Origin of the sequence: Bacillus sp. B.PNR1 (assembly GCF_030386235.1) — a bacterium.
Classification (GTDB): domain Bacteria; phylum Bacillota; class Bacilli; order Bacillales; family Bacillaceae; genus Bacillus; species Bacillus stercoris.
This window is the reverse complement of the sequence record NZ_JANYMN010000001.1, coordinates 19,933-40,328: the sequence shown is the minus strand read 5'-3', so window position 1 is coordinate 40,328 and position 20,396 is coordinate 19,933. Positions and strand designations below refer to the sequence as shown.

The following is a 20,396-nucleotide window of genomic DNA, read 5'->3' as shown; positions in this document are numbered from 1 at the left end:
ATCTATGTCTTTCTTACATGTCGACCATGTAACCCATACTTACTTTTCTATCAAAGAAAAAACAACGGCTGTGCGGGATATTCATTTCGATGCCGAAAAAGGTGATTTCATCTCATTTCTCGGCCCAAGCGGCTGCGGAAAAACAACACTGCTTTCCATTATTGCCGGTTTGATTGAGCCATCGGAAGGCAGAGTTCTGATTGAAGGCCGTGAGCCGAATCAAAAAGAACATAACATTGGCTATATGCTTCAGCAGGATTACTTATTTCCCTGGAAATCTATCGAGGAAAATGTGCTTCTCGGTTTAAAAATCGCCGACACGCTGACAGAAGAAAGCAAGGCCGCTGCACTCGGCCTATTGCCTGAGTTCGGCCTCATAGATGTGGAGAAAAAATATCCGAAAGAGCTGTCAGGCGGGATGCGCCAGCGGGCCGCGCTTGCAAGAACTCTTGCGCCAGATCCAAGTCTGCTTTTGCTGGATGAGCCATTTTCCGCGCTTGATTTTCAGACAAAGCTGTCATTGGAAAACCTGGTATTCCGCACATTAAAGGAATATCAAAAAACAGCAGTGCTTGTCACTCATGATATAGGGGAAGCGATAGCGATGAGCGATACGATCTTTTTATTTTCGAATCAGCCGGGCACCATCCATCAGATTTTTACCATTCCTAAGGAATTGGCCTCGATGATGCCTTTTGACGCCCGCCAGGAGCCATCCTTCCAGACGCTGTTTCAAACGATATGGAAGGAGCTGAATTCTCTTGAGAAACAGCAAAGAAACCATTGATCTGCTTCATGAGCAGTATCAATTCAAACAAAAAAAGGAAAAGTGGAATGTCCATTCCTTTCAGCTTGCCATATTTATTCTCTTTTTCTCAGGCTGGGAAATCTCCAGCAGGCAGGGCTGGATCGATCCGCTGATCTTCAGCTCTCCATCAGCTGTATGGCGTTTATTGCTGGAGAAACTCGGTGACGGTTCATTACTGTCACACATCGGCGTCACTTTATTCGAAACGGTGCTAGGCTTTTTGCTTGGAACGTTTATGGGCACGTGCCTCGCCGCTTTGTTATGGTCGTCCAATCGGCTTGCCAGGATTTTAGATCCGTATCTTGTGATCTTGAATGCAATGCCGAAAGTGGCCCTAGGCCCGATCCTGATTGTCGCACTCGGTCCCAGTTTAATCAGCATTATTGCGATGGGAGCCATCATCAGCGTCATTATCACCACCATCGTTGTGTACACCGCCTTTCAGGAGGTCGACGAAAACTATACGAAAGTCATGAAAACATTCGGCGCAAAAAAATGGGTTATTTTTAAAGAAGCCATACTGCCCGCATCCTCTCCCGCGATTATTTCAACATTAAAAGTAAACGTCGGTTTATCATGGGTTGGCGTCATTGTAGGGGAATTCCTCGTTTCGAAGGTTGGATTGGGATATATGATTATTTACGGATTCCAAGTCTTCAATTTTACACTCGTCTTCTTAAGCCTGCTGATCATCGCCATCTTTGCCACTCTGATGTATCAGGGCGTCGAGCTGCTGGAAAAGAAATGGACGAAGGGCAGGACATAATAAAAAATCCGGCACATGTGCCGGATTTTTTATTCGATCCATCCAGATTCTTTCAGTTTTTTCAAACTGATCGGAAGAACGGAATCCTTCATAATAAAGCTGAACTTTTTATTGCGGGAAAGGTTCTCCGGAAGCTCGTGAAACAAAACCGGGCCTTTCGTTTCAAAGTAATCAGCTTGCTCTTCAAGCTTTTCTATATCTGCAAAATATATATTTTTCACAATCACTTTTTCTTTACCGAGAACCTTATACTGTCCGAGATACTTGAGGCTTTTGACTCTCGCGCCCGTCTCTTCCTTTACTTCCCGAAGCGCAGCCTCTTCCGCGCACTCCATCGGCTCTACTTTCCCGCCTGGAAACTCATAGCCTCTGTCCTCATGTTCTGTTAAAAGCCATTTGCCGCCAAAACGGCAAATCACCCAGACATGCTTCGGGCTGTCCGAGAAAGGCTGATTGTCAAAGGAAAGCTGAACAGTATTCTGATAATAATCTTTAAACTCGTACATGTTTATCCCTCAAATCCGTTCCTAGCTATCTTCCATACATCATACCACAGTTACGTTTCTGCGGAAGCCTTTTATCAAAAAATAAGGGAAACCCAGCACGCCGTCAGGTTCTGCATACAGACTAGCTCGTACAGTTTTTTGTGATGCCTAATGCCGAAAAGTGCGACTGACGCTCTGGGCTTTATTATGACCCGCGAACAGGGAAAAGTTACGGTTTGCGTTTAAATTTATTTTTTAACGTTTCTAAAAGATCGACAAGCACCTGGGGAACCGGTATGCCGAGAGAACTGGCTGTCACAACAATTTGCACAGATTCATAAAGAATATAAAACATAATAGCCAAGTCACGAATGGACCCCTGTGTATTCAGCAGCTGATCAAAAAAGTGGCATACAGAGATCAGAGCCAGCGTGACTAATTTTTTGACAAGCCGGGCAAATATCTTCTTAAACGACAGTTTGTGAATAATTGTTTCCTTCAAAGTCGTACTGATAAATTCAATTGCCATAAGAGAGAGCAAAATCAGAAATGAATACTGAAAACCTCCGAAGAAAAAACCCGCTGCTGAAACGCTGACTGCTATTAACGAAAAGATGCCAAAGTCTCTATCCATTTATCCCAACATCCTTTCACAGAAACGGCCTTACGATATTCTATGGAAAACAAGCCGACCGGATTGGATTTTTCAGAAAAATGGACTGGTTGTCGCCTATTTTTCAGATACAAAAAGAAAAGCCGGACATCTGTTTTTAGACGTCCGGCCGTTCTTTTACCCCAGGTAAGCTTTTAGCATCCAGTTATGTTTTTCAATATTTTGATGGATTGCAAGAAGCATGTCCCCTGTTGTTTCGTCACCGACTTCATCAGCTAAATCCATGCCGTTTTTCAGCTCTTCCGCGATGACCGTAAAATCATCGTATACGCTTTGAACCATTTGTTCAGCTGTTTCATTTCCAGCCGCTTCTTTGACAGAAGCCGTTTCTAAGGATTCCTTCATTGTTGCAATCGGTTTTCCGTTCAGCGCCAAAAGACGTTCTGCTAAGTCATCAATATAAGTTGCTGTTTCGTTGTACAGCTCCTCAAACTTTTCATGAAGAGTGAAGAAATCTTTCCCTTTCACATACCAGTGATAATTATGTAGTTTCACATACATGACCGTCCAGTTGGCTACTTGTTTGTTCACTGCTTGAATCAATTGTTCTGACATGGTATCTCCTCCTTGTTATATGACTATGTATACCCTTAATATCGTACGCTAAAACCTCTTTTTTACCCTTATCTGTCACGATTTCTTCTATTATGCTACAATTGTTAAAAAACGGGAGGTGGAATGTCATGACGCTTCTCATTACGATAAGTATTTTGATTGTGCTGGCTGTGTTGCTTGTAACCATTTGGACGACTGTAAAAGCCTATAATGTAAAGCATACCATTGATCCACCGCAAGAAAATCACTCTGATTCACACAATCAATGATGATGTGATTGCTTCTCTTCTGACTGATTGCCCGCAGCATCGGCGTCTCCGACTTGGACTTTTAAGGTCGGCATGCTATGCTGTTTTTTTGCTGTGACATGGGATTGGACAGTGTATACACCATCTTCCTTAAACGTTGTTTCCAGCCGGTATACGCCTTTTTCTTGTTTCGCCTTAAACATTTGGCTGGCGTCTTTTTCCCCTTCTTTCCATACTTCAAACTCTACTTCATCGGCATCTGTCACAGCTTCATCACCGTATGATACGGCTGCTTCATAAGCAGCGCTGTCTCCGGGTTTTATTTTTTCAGGACCGGTCAGCTTGACATCCAAAACCTTGGGCGCCTCATCTGTATTTGCTTTGCTTTCGCCAGATCCGCATCCGTTAAGCAAAAAAGCAGAAAAAAGCAGAACAACCAACATCTTTTTCATGCCATCACCCTTTCATCGTTTACCTAAATAGTAGCAAACGCTTACAGCAAATGGTACACAAAATATGAGACGTCACAAAAAAGACCTTTTTGCGCTTGAGCAAAAAGGTCTTTTCTATTTTAGCCAAATACTTTTAGCAATTCTTCTTTATCCTGTGAAAGCCAGAAACGCATTAAACGTTTAGCGCCTTCCAGATCATGAAGCTTCGCTTGGCCGCACTGCTTCTCATTCGCAGCTGGTATTTCGGTAATCTCTACCGCTTCCTTCATTGTGTCTTCAAGCAGATCAACGATTTCCGCTGGTGTCGGCTCTCCGCTCACAACAAGATAATAGCCGGTTTGGCAGCCCATTGGAGAGATATCAATGATATCAAAATGATCGTATTTCTCTGCATGAGAACGAATCGTAAACGCGAGCAAATGCTCAAGTGTGTGAATGGTGTCAGGCTTCATTGCCTGCTTATTTGGCTGGCAAAAACGAATATCAAATTTATTTACAACGCCGTCTGTTCCTACTTTATGCACGCCGCAATGTCTTACATATGGAGCAACAACCGCATTATGATCAAGCTCAAAACTTTCTACTGAAGGCATAATGGCACTCTCCCTTTTCTAAAAATGTACATTCATTATAACATACCTTTCCGATAAGAATAATCGAATAGCTTTTCAATCTGCGTTTTTTTTCTTATACTTGCATCAGAAAGGTTGCTGAATACATATGAAAACCCTATTTATCGCTCTGATCAGAGGATATCAAAAATTCATCTCGCCGCTGACGCCGCCAACATGCCGCTTTTATCCGACTTGCTCTCAATATGGAATCGAAGCGATTAAAACACATGGGGCTTTAAAAGGCGGCTGGCTGACAATCAAACGGATTTTGAAATGCCATCCGTTCCATCCGGGAGGGGTCGATCCCGTTCCTGAAAAGAAACACAAACATTAAGCGTTATAGCCGTTTACGACAAGATCCAGTTTTCCTGTGTCAGGATCAATAACTAAGCCATGGACTGGAACGTTTTCCGGGAACAGCGGATGATGTTTAATGACTTCTACGCTGTCTTTCACACTTGCTTCTACTGAATCAAAGCTTTTAAACCATTGATCAAAATCAACACCGGAGTACTTTAATGTTTCGATGCGTTCTTCCGGAATTCCTCTTTCTTTGATTCTATCAAGCATGCTTTCGCTGCTGATTTTGCTCATGCCGCAATCGTGATGTCCGATCACACATACCTCATCGGCGTTCAGCTCGTACACTGCGACGAGTAAACTTCTCATGATGCTTCCGAATGGGTGTGTCACAAGCGCACCGGCACTTTTAATGATTTTCACATCTCCGTTTCGCATATTCATCGAATGCGGCAGCAGTTCAACCAGACGAGTGTCCATGCAAGAAAGAATCGCCATTTTTTTATCGGGGAATTTTGACGTTTTATACTTTTCATACTCTCTTTGTTCAGTAAATGTCTTGTTAAATTCGAGAATATCATTTAGAAGACTCATGTTCGTTGTCCCTTTCTATTCTTTTTACTCTTCAATATATCACAACACTTGTTTATTCGTCATAATAAAAAAAGACAAACCCTCAGGTCTGCCTTATTTCCCCATGTTATAGCGTTTTTTGAACTGCTCAACTCGTCCGCCTTTTTCATTGAATTTCTGGCGGCCTGTATAAAACGGATGCGTGTCAGAGCTTACTTCTACTTTAATGACGGGATATGTGTTGCCGTCTTCCCACTCTGCTGTTTCATTAGATGTTTTGGTCGAGGTGCTGAGAAAACGATAGCCGCTGTTGACATCCTGAAATATGACTTTGTGGTTTTTTGGATGAATTCCTTCTTTCATGAGTGTCTCCTTTCATCAAATCGTAATAATTACGTTTTATTTTATAACGTCACAAACGTTTTGTCAATCTTCTTACATCCTTCCCTCTGTTCTCTCATCGTAAACCTCATGGCATTTAAGAATAGGAAGAATAATCTAACCGAGGAAGCAAATAATAAACCCAAAATACATACAGAACGTCTTTTGAGAAAGGTGGTTTACGATTGTGGATGATTTAGTTTTGGCCAGAAGCCTTTTTGGCACGACAATGGGCTTTCATATCATTTTCGCAACGCTTGGAGTCGGTCTGCCGCTCATGATTTTAGTGGCGGAATTGATTTATCAAAAAACGAAAGATGACCATTATGCGATCATGGCGAAAAGGTGGACGAAAGCACAAGCTGTTTTACTGGGAGTCGCCATACCGACCGGAACGATCGCGGGCACTCAGCTCGCGCTTTTATGGCCGGGATTTATGGAAGTCATCGGCCGGGTCATGTCCCTGCCGTTTCAAATTGAAATCTATGCTTTTTTTGTTGAAGCCCTTTTTATGTCGATTTATGTATACGCAGCAGACCGCTTATCACCTGCAATGAGGATTGTTGCTGTTTTCTTTGTGTTAGTCGGGGCCGCAGCATCCGCTGTTCTGATCACGAATGTCCATGCCTTTGAAGGAACTCCGGCAGGTTTTAAAATTTTAAACGGAAAAATCACAGATGTTGATCCGTGGGCCGCGTTCTTCAACCCAAGCTTTTTTATCACTGCGGGCCATGTCGTTTTATCCGCATTTATGACGGGAGCGTTTATCGTGGCTTCTGTGGCCGCATATAAAATGATCCGGACGAGAAAAAAGGAAAAGGTCTATCGCTTTCACCGGAAAGCCCTTTTGCTCGCACTCACGATCGGCGGTATTTTTTCATTGCTGACCGCTTTGAACGGACACGAATCAGCACAGATGCTGTACGAATACCAGCCCGAAAAATTAGCCGGTGCGGAAGGCCTGTTTGAAACAAGATCCCACGCTCCGCTCGCGATCGGCGGTTTTACCGACCCGAAAGAAGAAAAAGTAAAATGGGCTATCGAGATTCCATGGGCTTTAAGCTTTTTGGCAGCGAACCGTTTTGACACTGTTGTAAAGGGATTGAATGCATTTCCTAGAGATGAATGGCCGCCGCTTTTTATTCACACGCTGTTTAATGCGATGGTCGGAGTAGGCATGCTGTTGATTCTTTATTCCATTATCGGTGTGGTCTGGAGAAAGGTGCTCAAGAAAGACCGATTCCCGACGTGGCTTTTGGTCATTTTCATGACAGCAGGCCCTTTTAGTCTTATCGGCATTGAATTCGGCTGGATTTTCGCCTGTACGGGAAGGCAGCCTTGGGTCATCTATCATCTGCTGAAAACATCGGATGTCGTAACTACGACTGGCTCGATCGGAGTGCTCTTCTTGTTTTTCACATTTGTTTATGCCGTGTTAGGCGCAGCTGTCGTCTACGTGCTCTTGTACTATTTCCGCAAGCACCCGGTTGACGAAGATTTAAATACAGCGGAGTCGTAATGGCTCCGCAAACAGGAAACCAAATGGAAGGAAGATCGACAAATGGACATTTCAACTGACGCTCTGATCGCCATCTCAATTATCTGGGGCTTTGTGTTTATTTACGCCGTCATGGCGACAATGGATTTTGGAGCTGGATTTTGGTCTATGATCTATTTAAACAAGGAACACATGAAGGCCACCGATATTGCGAATCGATTTTTGTCCCCGACTTGGGAGGTCACAAACGTCTTTATTGTGGCCATCGTCGTGGCGCTTTTCAGTTTTTTCCCCGGTGCGACATTTGTGCTCGGCACCGTGTTATTAATTCCCGGCAGCATAATTTTGCTGCTTTTAGCGATCCGAAGCGGATTTCTCGTTTTTTCAAACACAGCAAAAGAGCGGAAAACGCTAAGATATATTTCCGGCATCTCCGGCTTTATCATTCCTGCTGTTTTAATTTTGGTGCTTCCTGTGACTCACGGAGGATTTATCGAAAAAACGGACGGGATCTATAACTTGAATATGTCTAAAATCTTTTCAAGCCCCAACGCCTATTCATTTATCGGGTTTGCGATTTTAAGCACCTTATTTTTATCCTCGCTATTGCTTGCTGATTTTTCAAATGTAGCAGAGGAACAGGATGCGTACCGGGCCTACAGAAAAAGCGCCCTGATCACCGGCCCGATTTCACTGCTGTTTGCTGTATGCATTATGGTGACGATGCGGAATGAAGCAAACTGGCTGTACAGCGGAATGCTGAATGATTTCACTTGGATTATTGCATCGTTTATTACATTTGTCATTGCTGGAATCGCTCTGTTTCTGCCAAACAAAAGTTTTGGAAAAAACATCGGAAAACCGCGGCTTGCACTTGTCGCGATTGGAATACAGTATTTTCTCGCAAGCTACGCGTACGGGCGGGCGCATCTTCCGTATATGATTTATCCCGATGTGACAGTCATGTCAGGCTTCACAGAGCCAGCAACGTTCAGGGCACTGTTTGCGACGTATATCGTCGCATTTATCATTCTATTTCCGGGCTTTTATTTCTTCTGGAAAATGTTTATGCGAGATAAACGCTATATCCGCCAGGAGGAATAGAGGTGAAGCCTGCCGGCTATACTAACCCAGAACCTTTTTAAGGAGGGGATGGCATGGAGCAGAAAATTCTATGCGAAGTCAACAACTGTTCTTATTGGGGCAAAGGAAACAAATGCACCGCTGATGCCATTTATGTTGTCAGCCATACTGGTGAAACGGCTGAAAACAGCCGGGAAACAGACTGCAAAACGTTTAAGCCGCATGATTTGTAATTAAAAGAAAGAGCTGCATCAGCCAGCTCTTTCTTTTTGCATGTTGAGTGTTCTCAGCTTTTTAGTCATGACCCCGTTTGCAGGTGAAAACAAAAAGGCGCTTGCATACCATATACCTGTCATGGCCGCCATCGCTCCTGAAATCGAAACATTAAGCCACGTTGCGAAGAAATAGCCCATGATCGCCGACAGTCCCCCAATCAATGCGCTGAGAATCAGCATATAAAGAAGCCGGTCTGTCAGCAAATGTGCCGCAGCAGGCGGAACAATCAACATGGCCACAACCAATACAGCACCCACTGAATCAAAGGAAGCAACAGTCGTCAAAGACAGCATGCCCATTTGCACGTAATGAATGAGCAAAACCGGTATTCCTAAGGCTAAAGCCATTTGAGGATCAAACGAAGCGATTTTAAACTCCTTATAGCACACACTGATCAACACTACGTTTAAAACCAGAACAGATGCCAGCATCCAAAACGCTTTCGGCCCGATATCAACTCCGAATGCCGTCATCGTATTCCACGGCACAAAAGCGATTTCTCCCATTAACGAGTGCTCAATATCGAGATGGACATTCGCTCCATAAACAGAAAGCAAAATGACGCCGATTGCAAATAAGGATGTAAACACAACGCCTATGGCAGCATCTGATTGAACCCCCTTGCTATGAAGAAGCTGAACCAAAAATGCCGTTAACAATCCGGTTACAGCTGCACCGATAAACATAGAAATCCCGTCGAGACTCCCGGTCACTAGAAAAGCGCCGACAATGCCAAGCAACACTGTATGACTGATTGCGTCGGCCAGCATCGCCATGCTTCTCAGCACAAGAAATGTGCCGATCAATGCGCAGCTTACACCGACTAATACACCGGTAGCTATAATCCATGCTTCAAAACTCATTTGCGATCTGTCCCTTCTCGGCTTCATGAGACGCTTTTCGCAGCTCAGGCATCCGGCCATACAGCTTTAATAATGAAAAAAGCCGTTCTCTCGTTTCCCCTGGCAAACGATCCGGATCAAAGCAGTCCTGGTCGAATTCTATATTGGCAAACTCCATTTCATGCATGAGATACACTTCATACATCCACTGCTTCAAAGCTGTGTGGTAGCCTTTTTCAATCCCGGTGCTTGTGATTTGCCAAACTCCATTTTCGATACACTTAATGCACCCCTCTTGTTCCAAGTCATTTAAAACCTTAAGGCATAATGAAGGAGATAGACGCCTTTTCTTTCTTACACTCTCAGCTGTTACACAAAGATCTTTCTTTTCATACTGTTCATAAATCGTCAGCAGCACTTGCCCCCTGCTTGTTCTGCGCCGAAGCCTCATCAGCCTTATGGCTTTAGCCGCCAACCCCCGCTTAGGCGCGCAAATCATTGAAAAAAGAAAGATCAGCGTTGCAGATATGATTATTAATGGCCCTGTCGCCATTCCCTTCATGGTCGTGCTCAGCAGGGTTCCGGCCACTCCGCTGACCCCGCCAGTGATCCCGGCAATGACGATCATCCCTGTCAATCGTTCGGTCCAATATCTTGCAGCTATGGCAGGTGTAATCAGCATAGCCGCCATTAATATCACACCAACCGTCTGAAGCCCAATGACGACAGCACCGACAATCAGACTAGCCAAAAGCCCGTTCAAAAAACGCACCGGGATTCCCAATCCCTTTGCAAACGCGAGATCAAAAGTAATCAATGTAAATTCCTTAAAGAAAACAATACACAGGAGCAGCAGAACAGCAGATATTCCTGCAATAAGGATGATATCCTGTCTGACCAATGAAGCCGCCTGGCCGAACAAAAAAGAATCAAGCCCGCTTTGACTTCCTGCCCCCTGCTGCTGAATATATGTCAAAAGAATAATCCCAACGCCAAAAAACACAGAAAGAACTATCCCGATCGCCGAGTCCTCCTTTGTTTTTGAAAACCGCGAAATCCCCTGAATACAAAATGTTCCGAGCAGTCCGGCAAGCGCCGCACCCAGCAAAAAGAAAGGCAGTGATTTTTGCCCGGTGAACAGAAAAGCGAGACATACACCCGGCAGAGCTGAATGGGCCATCGCATCGCCGATTAAACTTTGCTTTCTCAGCAGCACAAAGCTGCCCAAAACACCGCTTGCCGCCCCGAGCAAAAGCGTACCCGCCAGCACCCACTGTGTGTTCGGATGCTGGAGCTGCAGCCACAAACTTTCAAACATTGCGCTCACTCCTTATGCCCTTCTGCTATGACTTTATCTTTTAAAAACGTAAGCCTTCCTCCATATGTTTTTTGCAGGTTTTCGATTGTAAAAACGTTTTCCGCCAGTCCGAAAGCGATTTTTCTTAAATGAAGCAGTAAAATCCAATCAAAATAATCCTCGGCGGTCTGCAAGTCATGATGGACGACAAGCACGGTTTTTCCTTTTTCTTTGAGTTCTGCCAGAAGCGTCATAATCGCGCGCTCCGTCGCTGCATCGACACCTGCAAACGGTTCATCCATAAAATAAATGTCAGCGTTCTGGCAGAGTGCCCGGGCAAGAAACACCCGCTGCTGCTGGCCGCCTGACAGCTGGCTGATCTGCCTATTCGCATAATCAAGCATCCCGACTTTTGCTAAAGCGGCCTTCGCCATTTCCACATCTGCTTTCTTTGGCCTCTTTAATAAACCGATTTTTCCGTATCTTCCCATTAGAACGACATCGAGCGCGCTTGTGGGGAAATCCCAGTCAACCGAGCCGCGCTGCGGAACATATCCGATTCTGGTCCGCTGATCCTTATAGTCTTTGCCGTAAATAGAAATGTCTCCTGAAGCCCGAGGCACAAGACCGAGAATGGTTTTGATCAAAGTTGATTTTCCCGCGCCGTTTGGGCCGATAATGCCAATCAGTTTTCCTTCCGGCACCTGCAGCGAAATGTCCTGCAGCACAGGCCTTTTATGATAAGCAACTGTCACATTATCAAGCTCAACAGGGAACATATCCTTCACCTCTATTCTTTATTTAAGCGCTTTAGTAATCGTGTTGATATTGTGGCGGAACATTCCTTCGTATGTGCCTTCTTTGGTGCCCTTTTCACCCATGGCATCCGAATAAAGCTGGCCGCCAATTGTGACGGTATGAACTTTTTCTTTAGCGCCTTCCACCACTGCATTGATTGATTTTTCAGATACGCTGCTTTCTACGAACACAGCTTTTATTTGTTTTTCTGTCAAAAGATCAACCAGCTCCTGAACATCCCTTAATCCATAGTCCGAATCTGTGCTTAGTCCCTGCAGGCCTCTTACCTTAAATCCATACTCATTCCCAAAGTACGCAAACGCATCATGAGCAGTCACAAGCACACGGCTTTTCTCCGGAATGTGCGAGATCTCCTGGCGCGCCCACTTATCTAAATATTGCAAATCTTCTTTGTATGCTTTGGCATTTTTCTGAAAGTCATCTGCGTGCTGAGGCATTGCTTTGCTGAATTGCATTTCAATTTCATCCACTGCATAGATCCATAGCGGAATGCTGAACCACACGTGGGGATCAAACGTCTTGCCTTCCCCCGCGGAAATAAGCTTGTTTTTCGGAATGGCCTCAGCAACTGCCGCTGCTTGTTTTTGTTCGCCGATTTTTTGGAGGACGTCCTCCATTTTCCCTTCCAAATGCAACCCGCTGTACAGAACAACATCGGCTGACATTAATTTTTTCGTGTCACCTTGCGAAGCTTTGTAAAGGTGCGGATCAACCCCCGGCCCCATTAACGAGGTGACTTTTACATGCTTTCCTCCGATGTTTTCTGCTGCATCGGCAATTTGAGATGTTGTCGCTGTCACTTGTAATTGTTGATCAGCGCTCTTTCCGGCTGAATCTGTTCCGCATCCTGTTAAAGCAAAGGCCGCAAAAAGCACTGCCGCCATCAGCCCTCGTTTCATGTTTCTCCTCCTCTTTGCCATCAATGTCCGATTGTTTTATCTTATGATGTCAGTTCTTAGACATGTGACATTAAATTAGACAAAGGCATATTTTATTTACACAGGACAAAAAGTTTCCTTTATGCAAAATTATCGCGTTTGGCCATTTTTGTCAAGCTCCATTTACATAAAAAAACCGGCTGGGTCAGCAGCCGGTCCAAACGAGAAGGGATGTATTCAATGAACACTTTTACTGTAACAGCATAGTGTCATTTATTCAAAATAGCAAAATGCTTTTTTCTTACCCATGCTGTGTGAAAACATCCATTTTGGTCACATATTTTCGCATAATATCCTGGTTCACCTCAACCCCTAAACCAGGCTGTTTTGACACAGAAATAAATCCATTATCAATACGAATATCAGGGGTCACAATATCTTCATCCCAATAGCGTGAAGATGATGAAATATCGCCGGGTATTGTGAATTGAGGCAGTGAAGCAAGCGCAACGTTCTGCGCTCTCGATATGCCGGTTTCCAGCATTCCTCCGCACCACACCTGCATATGATGCTCTTGGCATAAATCATGAATTTTTAAAGCTTCTGTTAAGCCGCCGACACGCGAAGGCTTTATATTAATAATTTTGCAGCTTCCCAGCTCAATCGCCCGTCTCGCATCATCAACTGAACAAATGCTTTCATCAAGGCAAATGGCCGTTTTCAAATGTTTCTGCAAGTGGCGGTGGTCAACGATGTCGTCAGCTTGAAGAGGCTGCTCAATCATCATTAACTGGAATTCATCAAGCTCCTTTAATCGGCTGATATCCTTCAGCTCATAGGAAGAATTGGCATCAGCCATGAGCGGGATGTTTGGGAACCGGCTGCGGATGGCCTTGACCAATTCCACATCCTGCCCAGGCTGAATTTTAATTTTTATTCTTTGATAACCTTCTTTTTGATAGCTTTCAATTTCCTTCAGCATATCGTCAAGGGGTGCCAGGCCGACAACCACTCCGGCAGGGACTTTATCTCTTGTTCCGCCCAATGCCCCAGCAAGAGATATGCCCTTCTTTTTAGCATAGATATCCCAGACAGCCGATTCAAGTCCCGCTTTTGCCATCCGGTTTCCTTTATACCGCGCCAGGCTGTCCGGCACTTCTGAAGGGTGATTAAATTCACGGCCGACGACATTTGGAATAAAAAAATCTTTTAGCATATGCAAACATGTTCCAATGGTTTCCTCGGTGTACCAAGGAGAAGAGAAAGCAGAAACTTCTCCCCAGCCTGTAACACCGGATGTATCAATGGCTTCCACGATCAGAAATTTGCGCTCTTGAAGCGTTTCGATACTGTTTTTAAACGGTTTCTTTAAATTCATGCTCAAATGGTAAAGCGTAATTTTTTCTATTTCGATCATAGCAGTTCTCCTTTACGCGCATCCTTCAGCCGATTTCGCAAGAGCTTATTAGACGCATTGCGCGGCAGGCGGTCAAGCACAAAGAATTTTGCCGGAATTTTATACTTCGCCAAACGTTCTTTGCAGTATACCCTCAATTCTTCTGCGCTCACAGGCTTGTGAAGGACAAGATAGGCGTGAGGCACTTTCCCCCATTTTCTGTCCTCAGCCCCTGAAACTCCGGCTTCGGCCACAGCGGGGTGTGAAAGCAGCACCGACTCTACTTCGGCCGGATAAATGTTTTCTCCGCCAGAAATGATCAGATCTGAACGTCTGTCTAATACATATAAAAAGCCTTCATTGTCCAAATACCCAAGATCACCTGTTTTCAGCCAGCCATTTTGAAAGGAGGCTTCGTTTGCGCTCTCTCGGTTAAAATAGCTTTTCATGACATTTGGGCCTTTGACCATAATTTCACCGTGTTCGAACGGTTCACATGCCTGTCCGTCCCGCTCGATTTTGATTTCACATGAAAACAGCGGTTTCCCCGCAGATCCGAGCTTCTCCATGCTAAATTCCGGCGACAGGGTAACAATTTGTGAGCAAGTTTCTGTCATTCCATATGACTGAAAGACAGGGAATCCTTTCTCACGGCATTCCTCAAGCAATGGCAGCGGTGCAGGACCGCCGCCGAGAAGAATGCATCTGATGGATTCAGGGCAGCGGCTTGTTTCTTGTAAAAGACTGGCCAGCATAGTCTGCACCGCAGATACCATTGTCACTTCATGCCTGTTGATAGAATCCAGCACATCGCTTACGGAAAAACGCTGATGAAGCACGACAGTCATTCCATAGATCACAGATTTAAATAATGCGGACAAGCCGCTGATGTGAAAGAGCGGCAATGCGATAAGCCAGCGGTCTTGTTCTGTTATACCCAAATTAAGCGCGGACGACACCGCACTGAAATAATGGTTGCCGAACGTTTGCTGAACTCCCTTGGGCTTTCCTGTCGTACCCGATGTATACATCAGCGTCGCCGTTGCATCCATTTGCATATAAGCCTGGATCTCCATTTCCCCCGCGGCTTCTTTCATCAATTCATCCACATCAATTGTTTGAACGATATGTTCATACTCTTTTCTGTCAAAGCTTGAATCTGTCAGTAAAAAGCCGGAGCCGGAATCCTCCAGCTGAAACAGCCTTTCATGTGTTGACAGCTTCGTATTCAAAAGCACCGCTTTAACACCTAGCAAAAAACAAGCGTGAACAGCGTATACCATTTCTGCACGGTTTTGGAGCAAAATAGCCGCAGTATCCCCTTTCCGAACCGAATGAGCGGCAAGCTGTTCCGCCATTCGTTTAGACGCGACAAACAATTCTGCAAAAGTTACGGTTTGGTCTTCATAGATGAGAGCAATTCTCTCAGGTGTCAGCTGTGCCCGCTGCATGAGCCAGTTGGGCTGTTCTGTCAGCATGTCATCATCTCCGAGGTAAAATGTCTGTATTGAAAAGAAAACAGCTTGGACCGCAAAGTCTCAAGCTGTTGGTTGACTAAGTATTGCTGATCACGGGAAACGAGGGAACTGTCCGAAATCAGGTTTGCGTTTTTCCTTAAAGGAATCACGGCCTTCTTTTGCTTCATCTGTTGTGTAGTAAAGAAGGGTAGCATCCCCTGCAAACTGCTGAATTCCAGCAAGTCCGTCTGTGTCCGCGTTAAACGCAGCTTTAAGAAAGCGCAGTGCGGTCGGGCTTTTTTCAAGCATTTCTTCACACCATTTAATCGTTTCTTCTTCAAGCTGTTCCAAAGGAACGACTGTGTTGACAAGACCCATGTCCAGTGCTTCCTGTGCGTTGTACTGACGGCATAGGTACCATATTTCACGTGCTTTTTTGTGCCCAACAATTCGAGCCAGATAGCCAGAACCGTAACCTGCATCGAAGCTTCCCACTTTAGGGCCTGTTTGTCCGAAAATTGCGTTGTCTGCAGCAATTGTCAAGTCACATACGATGTGAAGCACATGGCCTCCGCCGATCGCATATCCAGACACCATCGCAACAACCGGTTTCGGAATGACACGGATTAAACGCTGAAGATCCAATACGTTAAGACGCGGGATCTGGTCGTCTCCTACATATCCACCGTGGCCGCGCACTTTTTGGTCTCCGCCAGAACAAAATGCTTTGTCCCCTGCGCCGGCAAGCACGATAACCCCAACATTTTGGTCGTCTCTTGCGTCAGCAAACGCATCAATCATTTCAGCAACCGTTTTAGGGGTAAACGCATTATGTACCTCAGGTCGGTTGATTGTTATTTTTGCAATGCCATTATACGTTTCATACAATATCTCATCGTATGTCCGTTTTGTTTTCCATTCAGCCATATGATGACCTCCTTTTATTCTCTATGTGAATGAGTCAGATGCTTGTCAAAAACTCACTCACTATTTTACCAAACAATCGCGGCTGTTCCACATGGACCGTATGTCCTGCCTTTGGAACAATCTCTATTCTACTAGAAGGAAGCATCTTATGCACCTCTTGATTGATGGCGCAAAATTTTTCGTCCCACTCGCCGCAGATAAGGAGCACAGGAACGGCTATTTCTTCTACACGGCTCCACAAGGAAGGCTGTGAACCGGTGCCCATGCCGGTTAAACTGTTCGCCAGCCCAATCTTATTGTTCCGCAGACGGCCCGATCGTATCCTGTGCCGAATATCTTCAGCCAGCCGCTGCTGGGATGAAAACAAAGGGATATTCTCCCAATACTCAACAAACGCTTTGATCCCGTCACGCAAAATAAAATCAGCAAGCTTCCGGTCCCGCATGATCCGCTCCCGCCGTTCTCCAAGCGTTTTGAGCCCCGGCGTTGTGCTTTCAAGCACAAGTGCCGATACCCGCTTTGGATATGTCATCGCAAAAGAGTAAGCAAGCCTTCCTCCCATAGAATACCCAATCAATTTCACTTTGTGAAGTTTTAATTGATTAAAAATCTCGGCAAGGTCAGAAACTTGCCGGCTTATGCTGTATCTTTTCCCATTCAGCGGGGCATCGGTTTCACCATGCCCTAAACAATCAATTTTGATCAAGCGGGAATCAGGCAGCATCTCATCAAGAAAAGTCCATGATTGTTTGCTGCCAGTAAACCCGTGCAGACAGACGACGGCTTCGGAAGCATCCGGCCCGACGTCTGTCACAGCATATCGGACACCATCTGACACCGTTATGTTTACAGATCCCATTGCTTTTTCACTTCCCGCACAGCCTCGTTCAGCATATCGCGATGAAGCTGGACTCTCGATTGGCGATCTGTTTTGATTTCGATCAAATGGAGTCCGGGCTTGTCTGCCTGCGGCGCGTAAGCTGTTTTGAATTCATCCCATGAAGCCGGGCATGAATACGTTCCGCCGTAAAGTGCAGCCGCATGCTTGAAATCGAGCCCAGTCGGTGTGCCGAACAAATCTTCAAAGTGTGTCTTCTCAGAAGCCTGCGGCAAAAAGGAGAAAATCCCTCCGCCGTCATTATTGACAAGAATCACAGTAAGAGGAATGCCCAGTTTTTTGGCCGCGAGCAGGCCGTTTAAATCATGATAAAAAGATAAATCTCCAATCACAAGGGTAACAGGCGCTTTTGTTCCTTCACATACCCCCATCGCAGAGGAGACGACACCGTCTATTCCATTTGCGCCCCGGTTTGAATAAATCCGGAAAGGGCGTTCCTGCTTTTCAAAAAACGTATCAACATCCCTGATCGGCATGCTGTTGCCGACAAACAGCGAGCTGTTTTCAGGCACAAGATGCTGAAGGATTCGATAGAGATTGCCTTCAAACGAAACATCTTCACTGCTGATGGTTTGCAGATGCGCACGGAACCGCTCATTGACATACTGCCACTTCTCAAGCCACTCTGATGATCTGGTGGCAGCAGTAAGGCCTGCCATGATCTCCTCAGCAAAAACAGACGCATTACAATGGATCATATGCGCGCTTGCCTGTGTCGGGTCTCTCCACCCTCCATCCTCGTCAATCACGATTTGCTGAATCGCCGGATCATCCTTGAGCCATAAGAAAACCGGTTTTGAAACAGGCATCGGCCCAAACCGGATGACAACATCAGGACGAAGTTTCAGCTTCAGCTCATCATCTTTTAAAAATGAATCATACGCATCAATGACAGTGCTTTTATCGTGAACACCATTCCGCAGATTAGACAGCGGATCCGCTAATATCGGATACTGAAGCGCTTTTGACAGCGCAATAATGTTTTCCTTATCCGCTTCACTATGGAGCTCTCCGCAGACGATCATTCCTTTTTCAGCCTCTGTGAGCATTTCAGCCACATCAGACAGGGATTCGCGGTCAACAGACTGCGTACCCGTTTTTACAGACACATGACGGCCTGTTCTCATTCTTGCAAACGGCTCATCCGAAAGGTCCGGCATCAGCGGTTCGCGCAGCGGCACATTCACATGGACAGGCCCCATTGGTCGTTTTTGTGCTTCACCGGCAGCGCGGCTTGCCAGCGTTCGGATGTATCTCAGCATTTGCGGAGACTCTTCCGGAAGAGCAGAGTCTGTGAAAAACTTAACAAAGTTACCGAATAAGAAGTGCTGATTAATAGCCTGCGGTGCGCCTACTTCGCGCAGCTCATGAGGCCGATCAGCAGTTAACACAATAATTGGCACCCTTGAATAATGGGCTTCAACCACAGCCGGATAAAAATTGGCCGCGGCTGTTCCTGATGTGCAGATCAATAGTACGGGACGCTGCTTCGCTTTTGCCAATCCTAGTGCAAAAAACCCGGCCGATCTTTCATCAATTTGGACATGGACGCTAATATCGGGGTGTGCGGCAGCAAGAATAGCCAGCGGCGTGGATCTTGAGCCGGGACAAACGACGGCGTCCGTAATTCCGGAAAGGGCGAATTCATCAATAAAACTTCCGATGTAATGAGTAATCGGGTTGACAGTCAACGCCTCTCACCTCCTAATGCAGAGATCATCGGCTTCAATTTAATCTGCGTTTCTTCATATTCCGAGATTGGTTCCGAGTCTTCCACAATACCGCACCCGGCAAACAGCCTTGCTGTTCTGCCTTCGATCAGTCCGGAACGAATGGCTACTGCGAATTCCCCGTTATCCTGGCTGTCAATCCAGCCGATAGGGGCTGCATACCAGCCGCGATTCATCGGTTCAATCTGTCGGATCACTTCCACAGCTTTTTCCTTAGGTGCTCCCCCAAGCGCCGGAGTGGGATGCAGCTTCTCAATTAAGTCAAAAATCGAAGCAGAGTCACGCAGCTGTCCGACAATCGGCGTAAATAGGTGCTGAACGCTTTTTGTTTTGTACAATACAGGCCCATCAGGCTTTTCAACCTCTGAACAGGCTGATTCAAAAGCGTTATGAATCATGCCTACGACAATATCATGCTCATGCAGGTTTTTTTCATCGTTTAATAATTCAAGCCCGATCCGGCGGTCTTCTTCTTCATTCACGCCTCGTTTAATGGAGCCTGCCAGACAAGTAGACATGACAGTGCTGCCGTCCCTTTTGATCAGTCTCTCTGGAGATGCGCCGACAAAGGTTTTGCCTCCCTGTTCAATTGCAAAAACATAACTTGTCTGCTGATCGTTCAGAAGCGTTTTAAGCACCGGTTCAATTTGGATTGGACCGTCAAACGTGAGCAGCAGCTCTCGGGCAAGAACCACTTTATCATATTGTTTCTCTTTAATTTGGCTTGTTGCCGTTTTAATTGCTTTCAGCCAATCATCCTTATCCAGCTCTTGAACTTCTGCAATCACAGCTTGATCTTCTTGCTTGAAACCGGGAATCATAAATTCCGCTGCAAAAGCTTGTAAGCCTTCCAAAACAGCCTCTGCATCTTCTTGTCCTTTTACCCATCTGTTGACTGTTAAGAACGGGCCTTCAGCAGTCATTGTCAGCATAAGCGAAGGCACAAAGAAATCCCCTTCCGAGAAATGGTCCCATTGTGTACCTCTTTCTTCGCAAGGGTCAAAAGAAAATCCTCCGAATAACACTGGTCCCACTGCAGAATGCTGCAGCATTTCTTCTTCATAAATATGAAAAGCCGTCTTTTTAAAGCGCTCCCATTGTTCAAAAACCTCACGATACCGCTCGCTGTTTTTTTGATTTGTCTGGAAAACCGCTTCTTTGCCAAGACCGACTATTGTCAATTCACTTTCAGGATCTGACCAAAAAAATCGATTGCCTGTATATTTTTTTGCTCTGTAATTGAAAAATGATAGAGGGTCAAGAGACTCGATTTGTCTCGAATAGCTTATTAAGACAGCATGGTTGACTTCTTTGGCTTTATGTAATGCATGTAGAACTTCCTTTCGGAACGTACGCTGCACCGTTGTCACCATGAGACATTCCTCCATAATCCTTAAAATGCTTTTAATACCATACACCTGTGTCTTCTTTGTGTCAAAC

The 20,396-nt window shown here is 45.4% G+C and carries 24 protein-coding genes; 7 read left to right on the top strand and 17 right to left on the bottom strand.

Annotated features, from left to right (window positions below):
• Nucleotides 1-4: 4 nt before the first annotated feature.
• The gene (locus NZD81_RS00295; RefSeq protein ID WP_014665086.1) at nt 5-787 is read left to right on the top strand and encodes an ABC transporter ATP-binding protein; all 783 of its coding nucleotides are present in this window, start codon (nt 5-7) and stop codon (nt 785-787) included.
• Nucleotides 762-1,574, top strand: coding sequence for an ABC transporter permease (locus NZD81_RS00290; protein ID WP_134975905.1), 813 nt, complete (start codon nt 762-764; stop codon nt 1,572-1,574). Before NZD81_RS00295 ends, NZD81_RS00290 begins: the two co-directional genes overlap by 26 nt.
• Nucleotides 1,575-1,603: 29 nt before the next feature.
• On the opposite strand, the gene ytkD is transcribed toward NZD81_RS00290, so the two are convergent.
• The 3 genes from ytkD to NZD81_RS00275 form a co-directional block, all read right to left on the bottom strand.
• Nucleotides 1,604-2,080, bottom strand: coding sequence for an RNA deprotection pyrophosphohydrolase (gene ytkD, locus NZD81_RS00285; protein WP_014665088.1), 477 nt, complete (start codon nt 2,078-2,080; stop codon nt 1,604-1,606).
• Between the two features lie 208 nt (nt 2,081-2,288).
• Nucleotides 2,289-2,693, bottom strand: a complete 405-nt coding sequence (locus NZD81_RS00280; protein ID WP_014665089.1) for a phage holin family protein — start codon at nt 2,691-2,693, stop codon at nt 2,289-2,291.
• Between the two features lie 156 nt (nt 2,694-2,849).
• Nucleotides 2,850-3,287, bottom strand: coding sequence for a Dps family protein (locus NZD81_RS00275; protein WP_003229083.1), 438 nt, complete (start codon nt 3,285-3,287; stop codon nt 2,850-2,852).
• Between the two features lie 128 nt (nt 3,288-3,415).
• Between NZD81_RS00275 and ytzI the strand changes: the two genes are divergently transcribed.
• Entirely contained in the window at nt 3,416-3,556 is a 141-nt protein-coding gene (ytzI, locus tag NZD81_RS00270; protein ID WP_003229081.1) for a YtzI protein, read from the top strand.
• On the opposite strand, the gene NZD81_RS00265 is transcribed toward ytzI, so the two are convergent.
• Both NZD81_RS00265 and NZD81_RS00260 read right to left on the bottom strand, forming a co-directional pair.
• On the bottom strand, nt 3,550-3,987 hold the full coding sequence (locus NZD81_RS00265) for a FixH family protein (RefSeq protein ID WP_014665091.1): 438 nt from the start codon (nt 3,985-3,987) through the stop codon (nt 3,550-3,552). The genes ytzI and NZD81_RS00265 overlap by 7 nt on opposite strands.
• 119 nt (nt 3,988-4,106) lie before the next feature.
• Nucleotides 4,107-4,580, bottom strand: coding sequence for an S-ribosylhomocysteine lyase (locus NZD81_RS00260; protein WP_014114882.1), 474 nt, complete (start codon nt 4,578-4,580; stop codon nt 4,107-4,109).
• A 127-nt stretch (nt 4,581-4,707) separates the two neighbouring features.
• On the opposite strand from NZD81_RS00260, the gene yidD reads away from it, so the two are divergent.
• A complete protein-coding gene (yidD, locus tag NZD81_RS00255) occupies nt 4,708-4,935 on the top strand; it encodes a membrane protein insertion efficiency factor YidD (protein WP_014665092.1) in 228 nt (75 codons plus the stop codon).
• Here the strand turns inward: yidD and NZD81_RS00250 are convergent.
• Together NZD81_RS00250 and NZD81_RS00245 are read right to left on the bottom strand one after the other, a co-directional pair.
• Nucleotides 4,932-5,495 carry a beta-class carbonic anhydrase gene (locus tag NZD81_RS00250; RefSeq protein WP_014665093.1) on the bottom strand — a complete coding sequence of 188 codons (564 nt, stop codon included), beginning with the start codon at nt 5,493-5,495 and terminating at the stop codon, nt 4,932-4,934. The two genes, yidD and NZD81_RS00250, sit on opposite strands and share 4 nt — an antisense overlap.
• 93 nt (nt 5,496-5,588) lie before the next feature.
• Complete coding sequence (locus NZD81_RS00245) at nt 5,589-5,837, bottom strand: type B 50S ribosomal protein L31 (protein WP_003219346.1); 249 nt, start codon at nt 5,835-5,837, stop codon at nt 5,589-5,591.
• Nucleotides 5,838-6,042: 205 nt separating this feature from the next.
• Between NZD81_RS00245 and NZD81_RS00240 the strand changes: the two genes are divergently transcribed.
• From NZD81_RS00240 to NZD81_RS00230, 3 genes are read left to right on the top strand one after another with little or no spacing between them, the layout of a single operon-like run.
• The gene (locus tag NZD81_RS00240) at nt 6,043-7,374 is read left to right on the top strand and encodes a cytochrome ubiquinol oxidase subunit I (RefSeq protein ID WP_014665095.1); all 1,332 of its coding nucleotides are present in this window, start codon (nt 6,043-6,045) and stop codon (nt 7,372-7,374) included.
• Between the two features lie 42 nt (nt 7,375-7,416).
• On the top strand, nt 7,417-8,457 hold the full coding sequence (locus NZD81_RS00235; RefSeq protein WP_014665096.1) for a cytochrome d ubiquinol oxidase subunit II: 1,041 nt from the start codon (nt 7,417-7,419) through the stop codon (nt 8,455-8,457).
• Nucleotides 8,458-8,510: 53 nt separating this feature from the next.
• Nucleotides 8,511-8,669: a DUF1540 domain-containing protein gene (locus NZD81_RS00230; protein ID WP_003229069.1), complete on the top strand. Its 159-nt coding sequence runs from the start codon at nt 8,511-8,513 to the stop codon at nt 8,667-8,669.
• An 18-nt stretch (nt 8,670-8,687) separates the two neighbouring features.
• Here NZD81_RS00230 and mntD read toward each other — a convergent pair whose 3' ends face one another.
• The 10 genes from mntD to NZD81_RS00180 all read right to left on the bottom strand — a co-directional run bounded on the left by mntD (nt 8,688) and on the right by NZD81_RS00180 (nt 20,329).
• Nucleotides 8,688-9,575, bottom strand: a complete 888-nt coding sequence (gene mntD, locus NZD81_RS00225; RefSeq protein WP_282373191.1) for a manganese ABC transporter permease MntD — start codon at nt 9,573-9,575, stop codon at nt 8,688-8,690.
• Complete coding sequence (locus tag NZD81_RS00220; RefSeq protein ID WP_282373194.1) at nt 9,565-10,872, bottom strand: metal ABC transporter permease; 1,308 nt, start codon at nt 10,870-10,872, stop codon at nt 9,565-9,567. Before NZD81_RS00220 ends, mntD begins: the two co-directional genes overlap by 11 nt.
• A 5-nt stretch (nt 10,873-10,877) precedes the next feature.
• Nucleotides 10,878-11,630, bottom strand: coding sequence for a manganese ABC transporter ATP-binding protein MntB (gene mntB, locus NZD81_RS00215; RefSeq protein WP_282373195.1), 753 nt, complete (start codon nt 11,628-11,630; stop codon nt 10,878-10,880).
• Nucleotides 11,631-11,648: 18 nt separating this feature from the next.
• Nucleotides 11,649-12,569 (bottom strand): manganese ABC transporter substrate-binding protein/adhesin MntA, encoded by a 921-nt coding sequence (mntA, locus tag NZD81_RS00210; protein WP_282373196.1) that lies wholly within the window; start codon nt 12,567-12,569, stop codon nt 11,649-11,651.
• A gap of 280 nt (nt 12,570-12,849) precedes the next feature.
• Nucleotides 12,850-13,965, bottom strand: coding sequence for an o-succinylbenzoate synthase (menC, locus tag NZD81_RS00205; RefSeq protein WP_069150127.1), 1,116 nt, complete (start codon nt 13,963-13,965; stop codon nt 12,850-12,852).
• On the bottom strand, nt 13,962-15,422 hold the full coding sequence (locus tag NZD81_RS00200) for an o-succinylbenzoate--CoA ligase (protein WP_282373199.1): 1,461 nt from the start codon (nt 15,420-15,422) through the stop codon (nt 13,962-13,964). Before NZD81_RS00200 ends, menC begins: the two co-directional genes overlap by 4 nt.
• 90 nt (nt 15,423-15,512) lie before the next feature.
• Nucleotides 15,513-16,328 carry a 1,4-dihydroxy-2-naphthoyl-CoA synthase gene (menB, locus tag NZD81_RS00195; protein WP_003229054.1) on the bottom strand — a complete coding sequence of 272 codons (816 nt, stop codon included), beginning with the start codon at nt 16,326-16,328 and terminating at the stop codon, nt 15,513-15,515.
• Between the two features lie 34 nt (nt 16,329-16,362).
• Nucleotides 16,363-17,187 (bottom strand): 2-succinyl-6-hydroxy-2,4-cyclohexadiene-1-carboxylate synthase, encoded by an 825-nt coding sequence (gene menH / locus NZD81_RS00190; protein WP_282373201.1) that lies wholly within the window; start codon nt 17,185-17,187, stop codon nt 16,363-16,365.
• Nucleotides 17,175-18,917 carry a 2-succinyl-5-enolpyruvyl-6-hydroxy-3-cyclohexene-1-carboxylic-acid synthase gene (gene menD / locus NZD81_RS00185; RefSeq protein ID WP_282373203.1) on the bottom strand — a complete coding sequence of 581 codons (1,743 nt, stop codon included), beginning with the start codon at nt 18,915-18,917 and terminating at the stop codon, nt 17,175-17,177. Before menD ends, menH begins: the two co-directional genes overlap by 13 nt.
• Entirely contained in the window at nt 18,914-20,329 is a 1,416-nt protein-coding gene (locus NZD81_RS00180; protein ID WP_282373205.1) for an isochorismate synthase, read from the bottom strand. Before NZD81_RS00180 ends, menD begins: the two co-directional genes overlap by 4 nt.
• Nucleotides 20,330-20,396 lie beyond the last annotated feature (67 nt).

What these genes read in the sequence shown, in the direction of transcription:
- NZD81_RS00295 (WP_014665086.1), top strand. Translation starts at nt 5, where the DNA reads ATGTCTTTCTTACATGTCGACCATGTAACCCATACTTACTTTTCTATC.
- ytkD (WP_014665088.1), bottom strand. Translation starts at nt 2,080, where the DNA reads ATGTACGAGTTTAAAGATTATTATCAGAATACTGTTCAGCTTTCCTTT.
- NZD81_RS00280 (WP_014665089.1), bottom strand. Translation starts at nt 2,693, where the DNA reads ATGGATAGAGACTTTGGCATCTTTTCGTTAATAGCAGTCAGCGTTTCA.
- NZD81_RS00275 (WP_003229083.1), bottom strand. Translation starts at nt 3,287, where the DNA reads ATGTCAGAACAATTGATTCAAGCAGTGAACAAACAAGTAGCCAACTGG.
- ytzI (WP_003229081.1), top strand. Translation starts at nt 3,416, where the DNA reads ATGACGCTTCTCATTACGATAAGTATTTTGATTGTGCTGGCTGTGTTG.
- NZD81_RS00265 (WP_014665091.1), bottom strand. Translation starts at nt 3,987, where the DNA reads ATGAAAAAGATGTTGGTTGTTCTGCTTTTTTCTGCTTTTTTGCTTAAC.
- NZD81_RS00260 (WP_014114882.1), bottom strand. Translation starts at nt 4,580, where the DNA reads ATGCCTTCAGTAGAAAGTTTTGAGCTTGATCATAATGCGGTTGTTGCT.
- yidD (WP_014665092.1), top strand. Translation starts at nt 4,708, where the DNA reads ATGAAAACCCTATTTATCGCTCTGATCAGAGGATATCAAAAATTCATC.
- NZD81_RS00250 (WP_014665093.1), bottom strand. Translation starts at nt 5,495, where the DNA reads ATGAGTCTTCTAAATGATATTCTCGAATTTAACAAGACATTTACTGAA.
- NZD81_RS00245 (WP_003219346.1), bottom strand. Translation starts at nt 5,837, where the DNA reads ATGAAAGAAGGAATTCATCCAAAAAACCACAAAGTCATATTTCAGGAT.
- NZD81_RS00235 (WP_014665096.1), top strand. Translation starts at nt 7,417, where the DNA reads ATGGACATTTCAACTGACGCTCTGATCGCCATCTCAATTATCTGGGGC.
- NZD81_RS00230 (WP_003229069.1), top strand. Translation starts at nt 8,511, where the DNA reads ATGGAGCAGAAAATTCTATGCGAAGTCAACAACTGTTCTTATTGGGGC.
- mntD (WP_282373191.1), bottom strand. Translation starts at nt 9,575, where the DNA reads ATGAGTTTTGAAGCATGGATTATAGCTACCGGTGTATTAGTCGGTGTA.
- NZD81_RS00220 (WP_282373194.1), bottom strand. Translation starts at nt 10,872, where the DNA reads ATGTTTGAAAGTTTGTGGCTGCAGCTCCAGCATCCGAACACACAGTGG.
- mntB (WP_282373195.1), bottom strand. Translation starts at nt 11,630, where the DNA reads ATGTTCCCTGTTGAGCTTGATAATGTGACAGTTGCTTATCATAAAAGG.
- mntA (WP_282373196.1), bottom strand. Translation starts at nt 12,569, where the DNA reads ATGAAACGAGGGCTGATGGCGGCAGTGCTTTTTGCGGCCTTTGCTTTA.
- menC (WP_069150127.1), bottom strand. Translation starts at nt 13,965, where the DNA reads ATGATCGAAATAGAAAAAATTACGCTTTACCATTTGAGCATGAATTTA.
- NZD81_RS00200 (WP_282373199.1), bottom strand. Translation starts at nt 15,422, where the DNA reads ATGCTGACAGAACAGCCCAACTGGCTCATGCAGCGGGCACAGCTGACA.
- menB (WP_003229054.1), bottom strand. Translation starts at nt 16,328, where the DNA reads ATGGCTGAATGGAAAACAAAACGGACATACGATGAGATATTGTATGAA.
- menH (WP_282373201.1), bottom strand. Translation starts at nt 17,187, where the DNA reads ATGGGATCTGTAAACATAACGGTGTCAGATGGTGTCCGATATGCTGTG.
- NZD81_RS00180 (WP_282373205.1), bottom strand. Translation starts at nt 20,329, where the DNA reads ATGGTGACAACGGTGCAGCGTACGTTCCGAAAGGAAGTTCTACATGCA.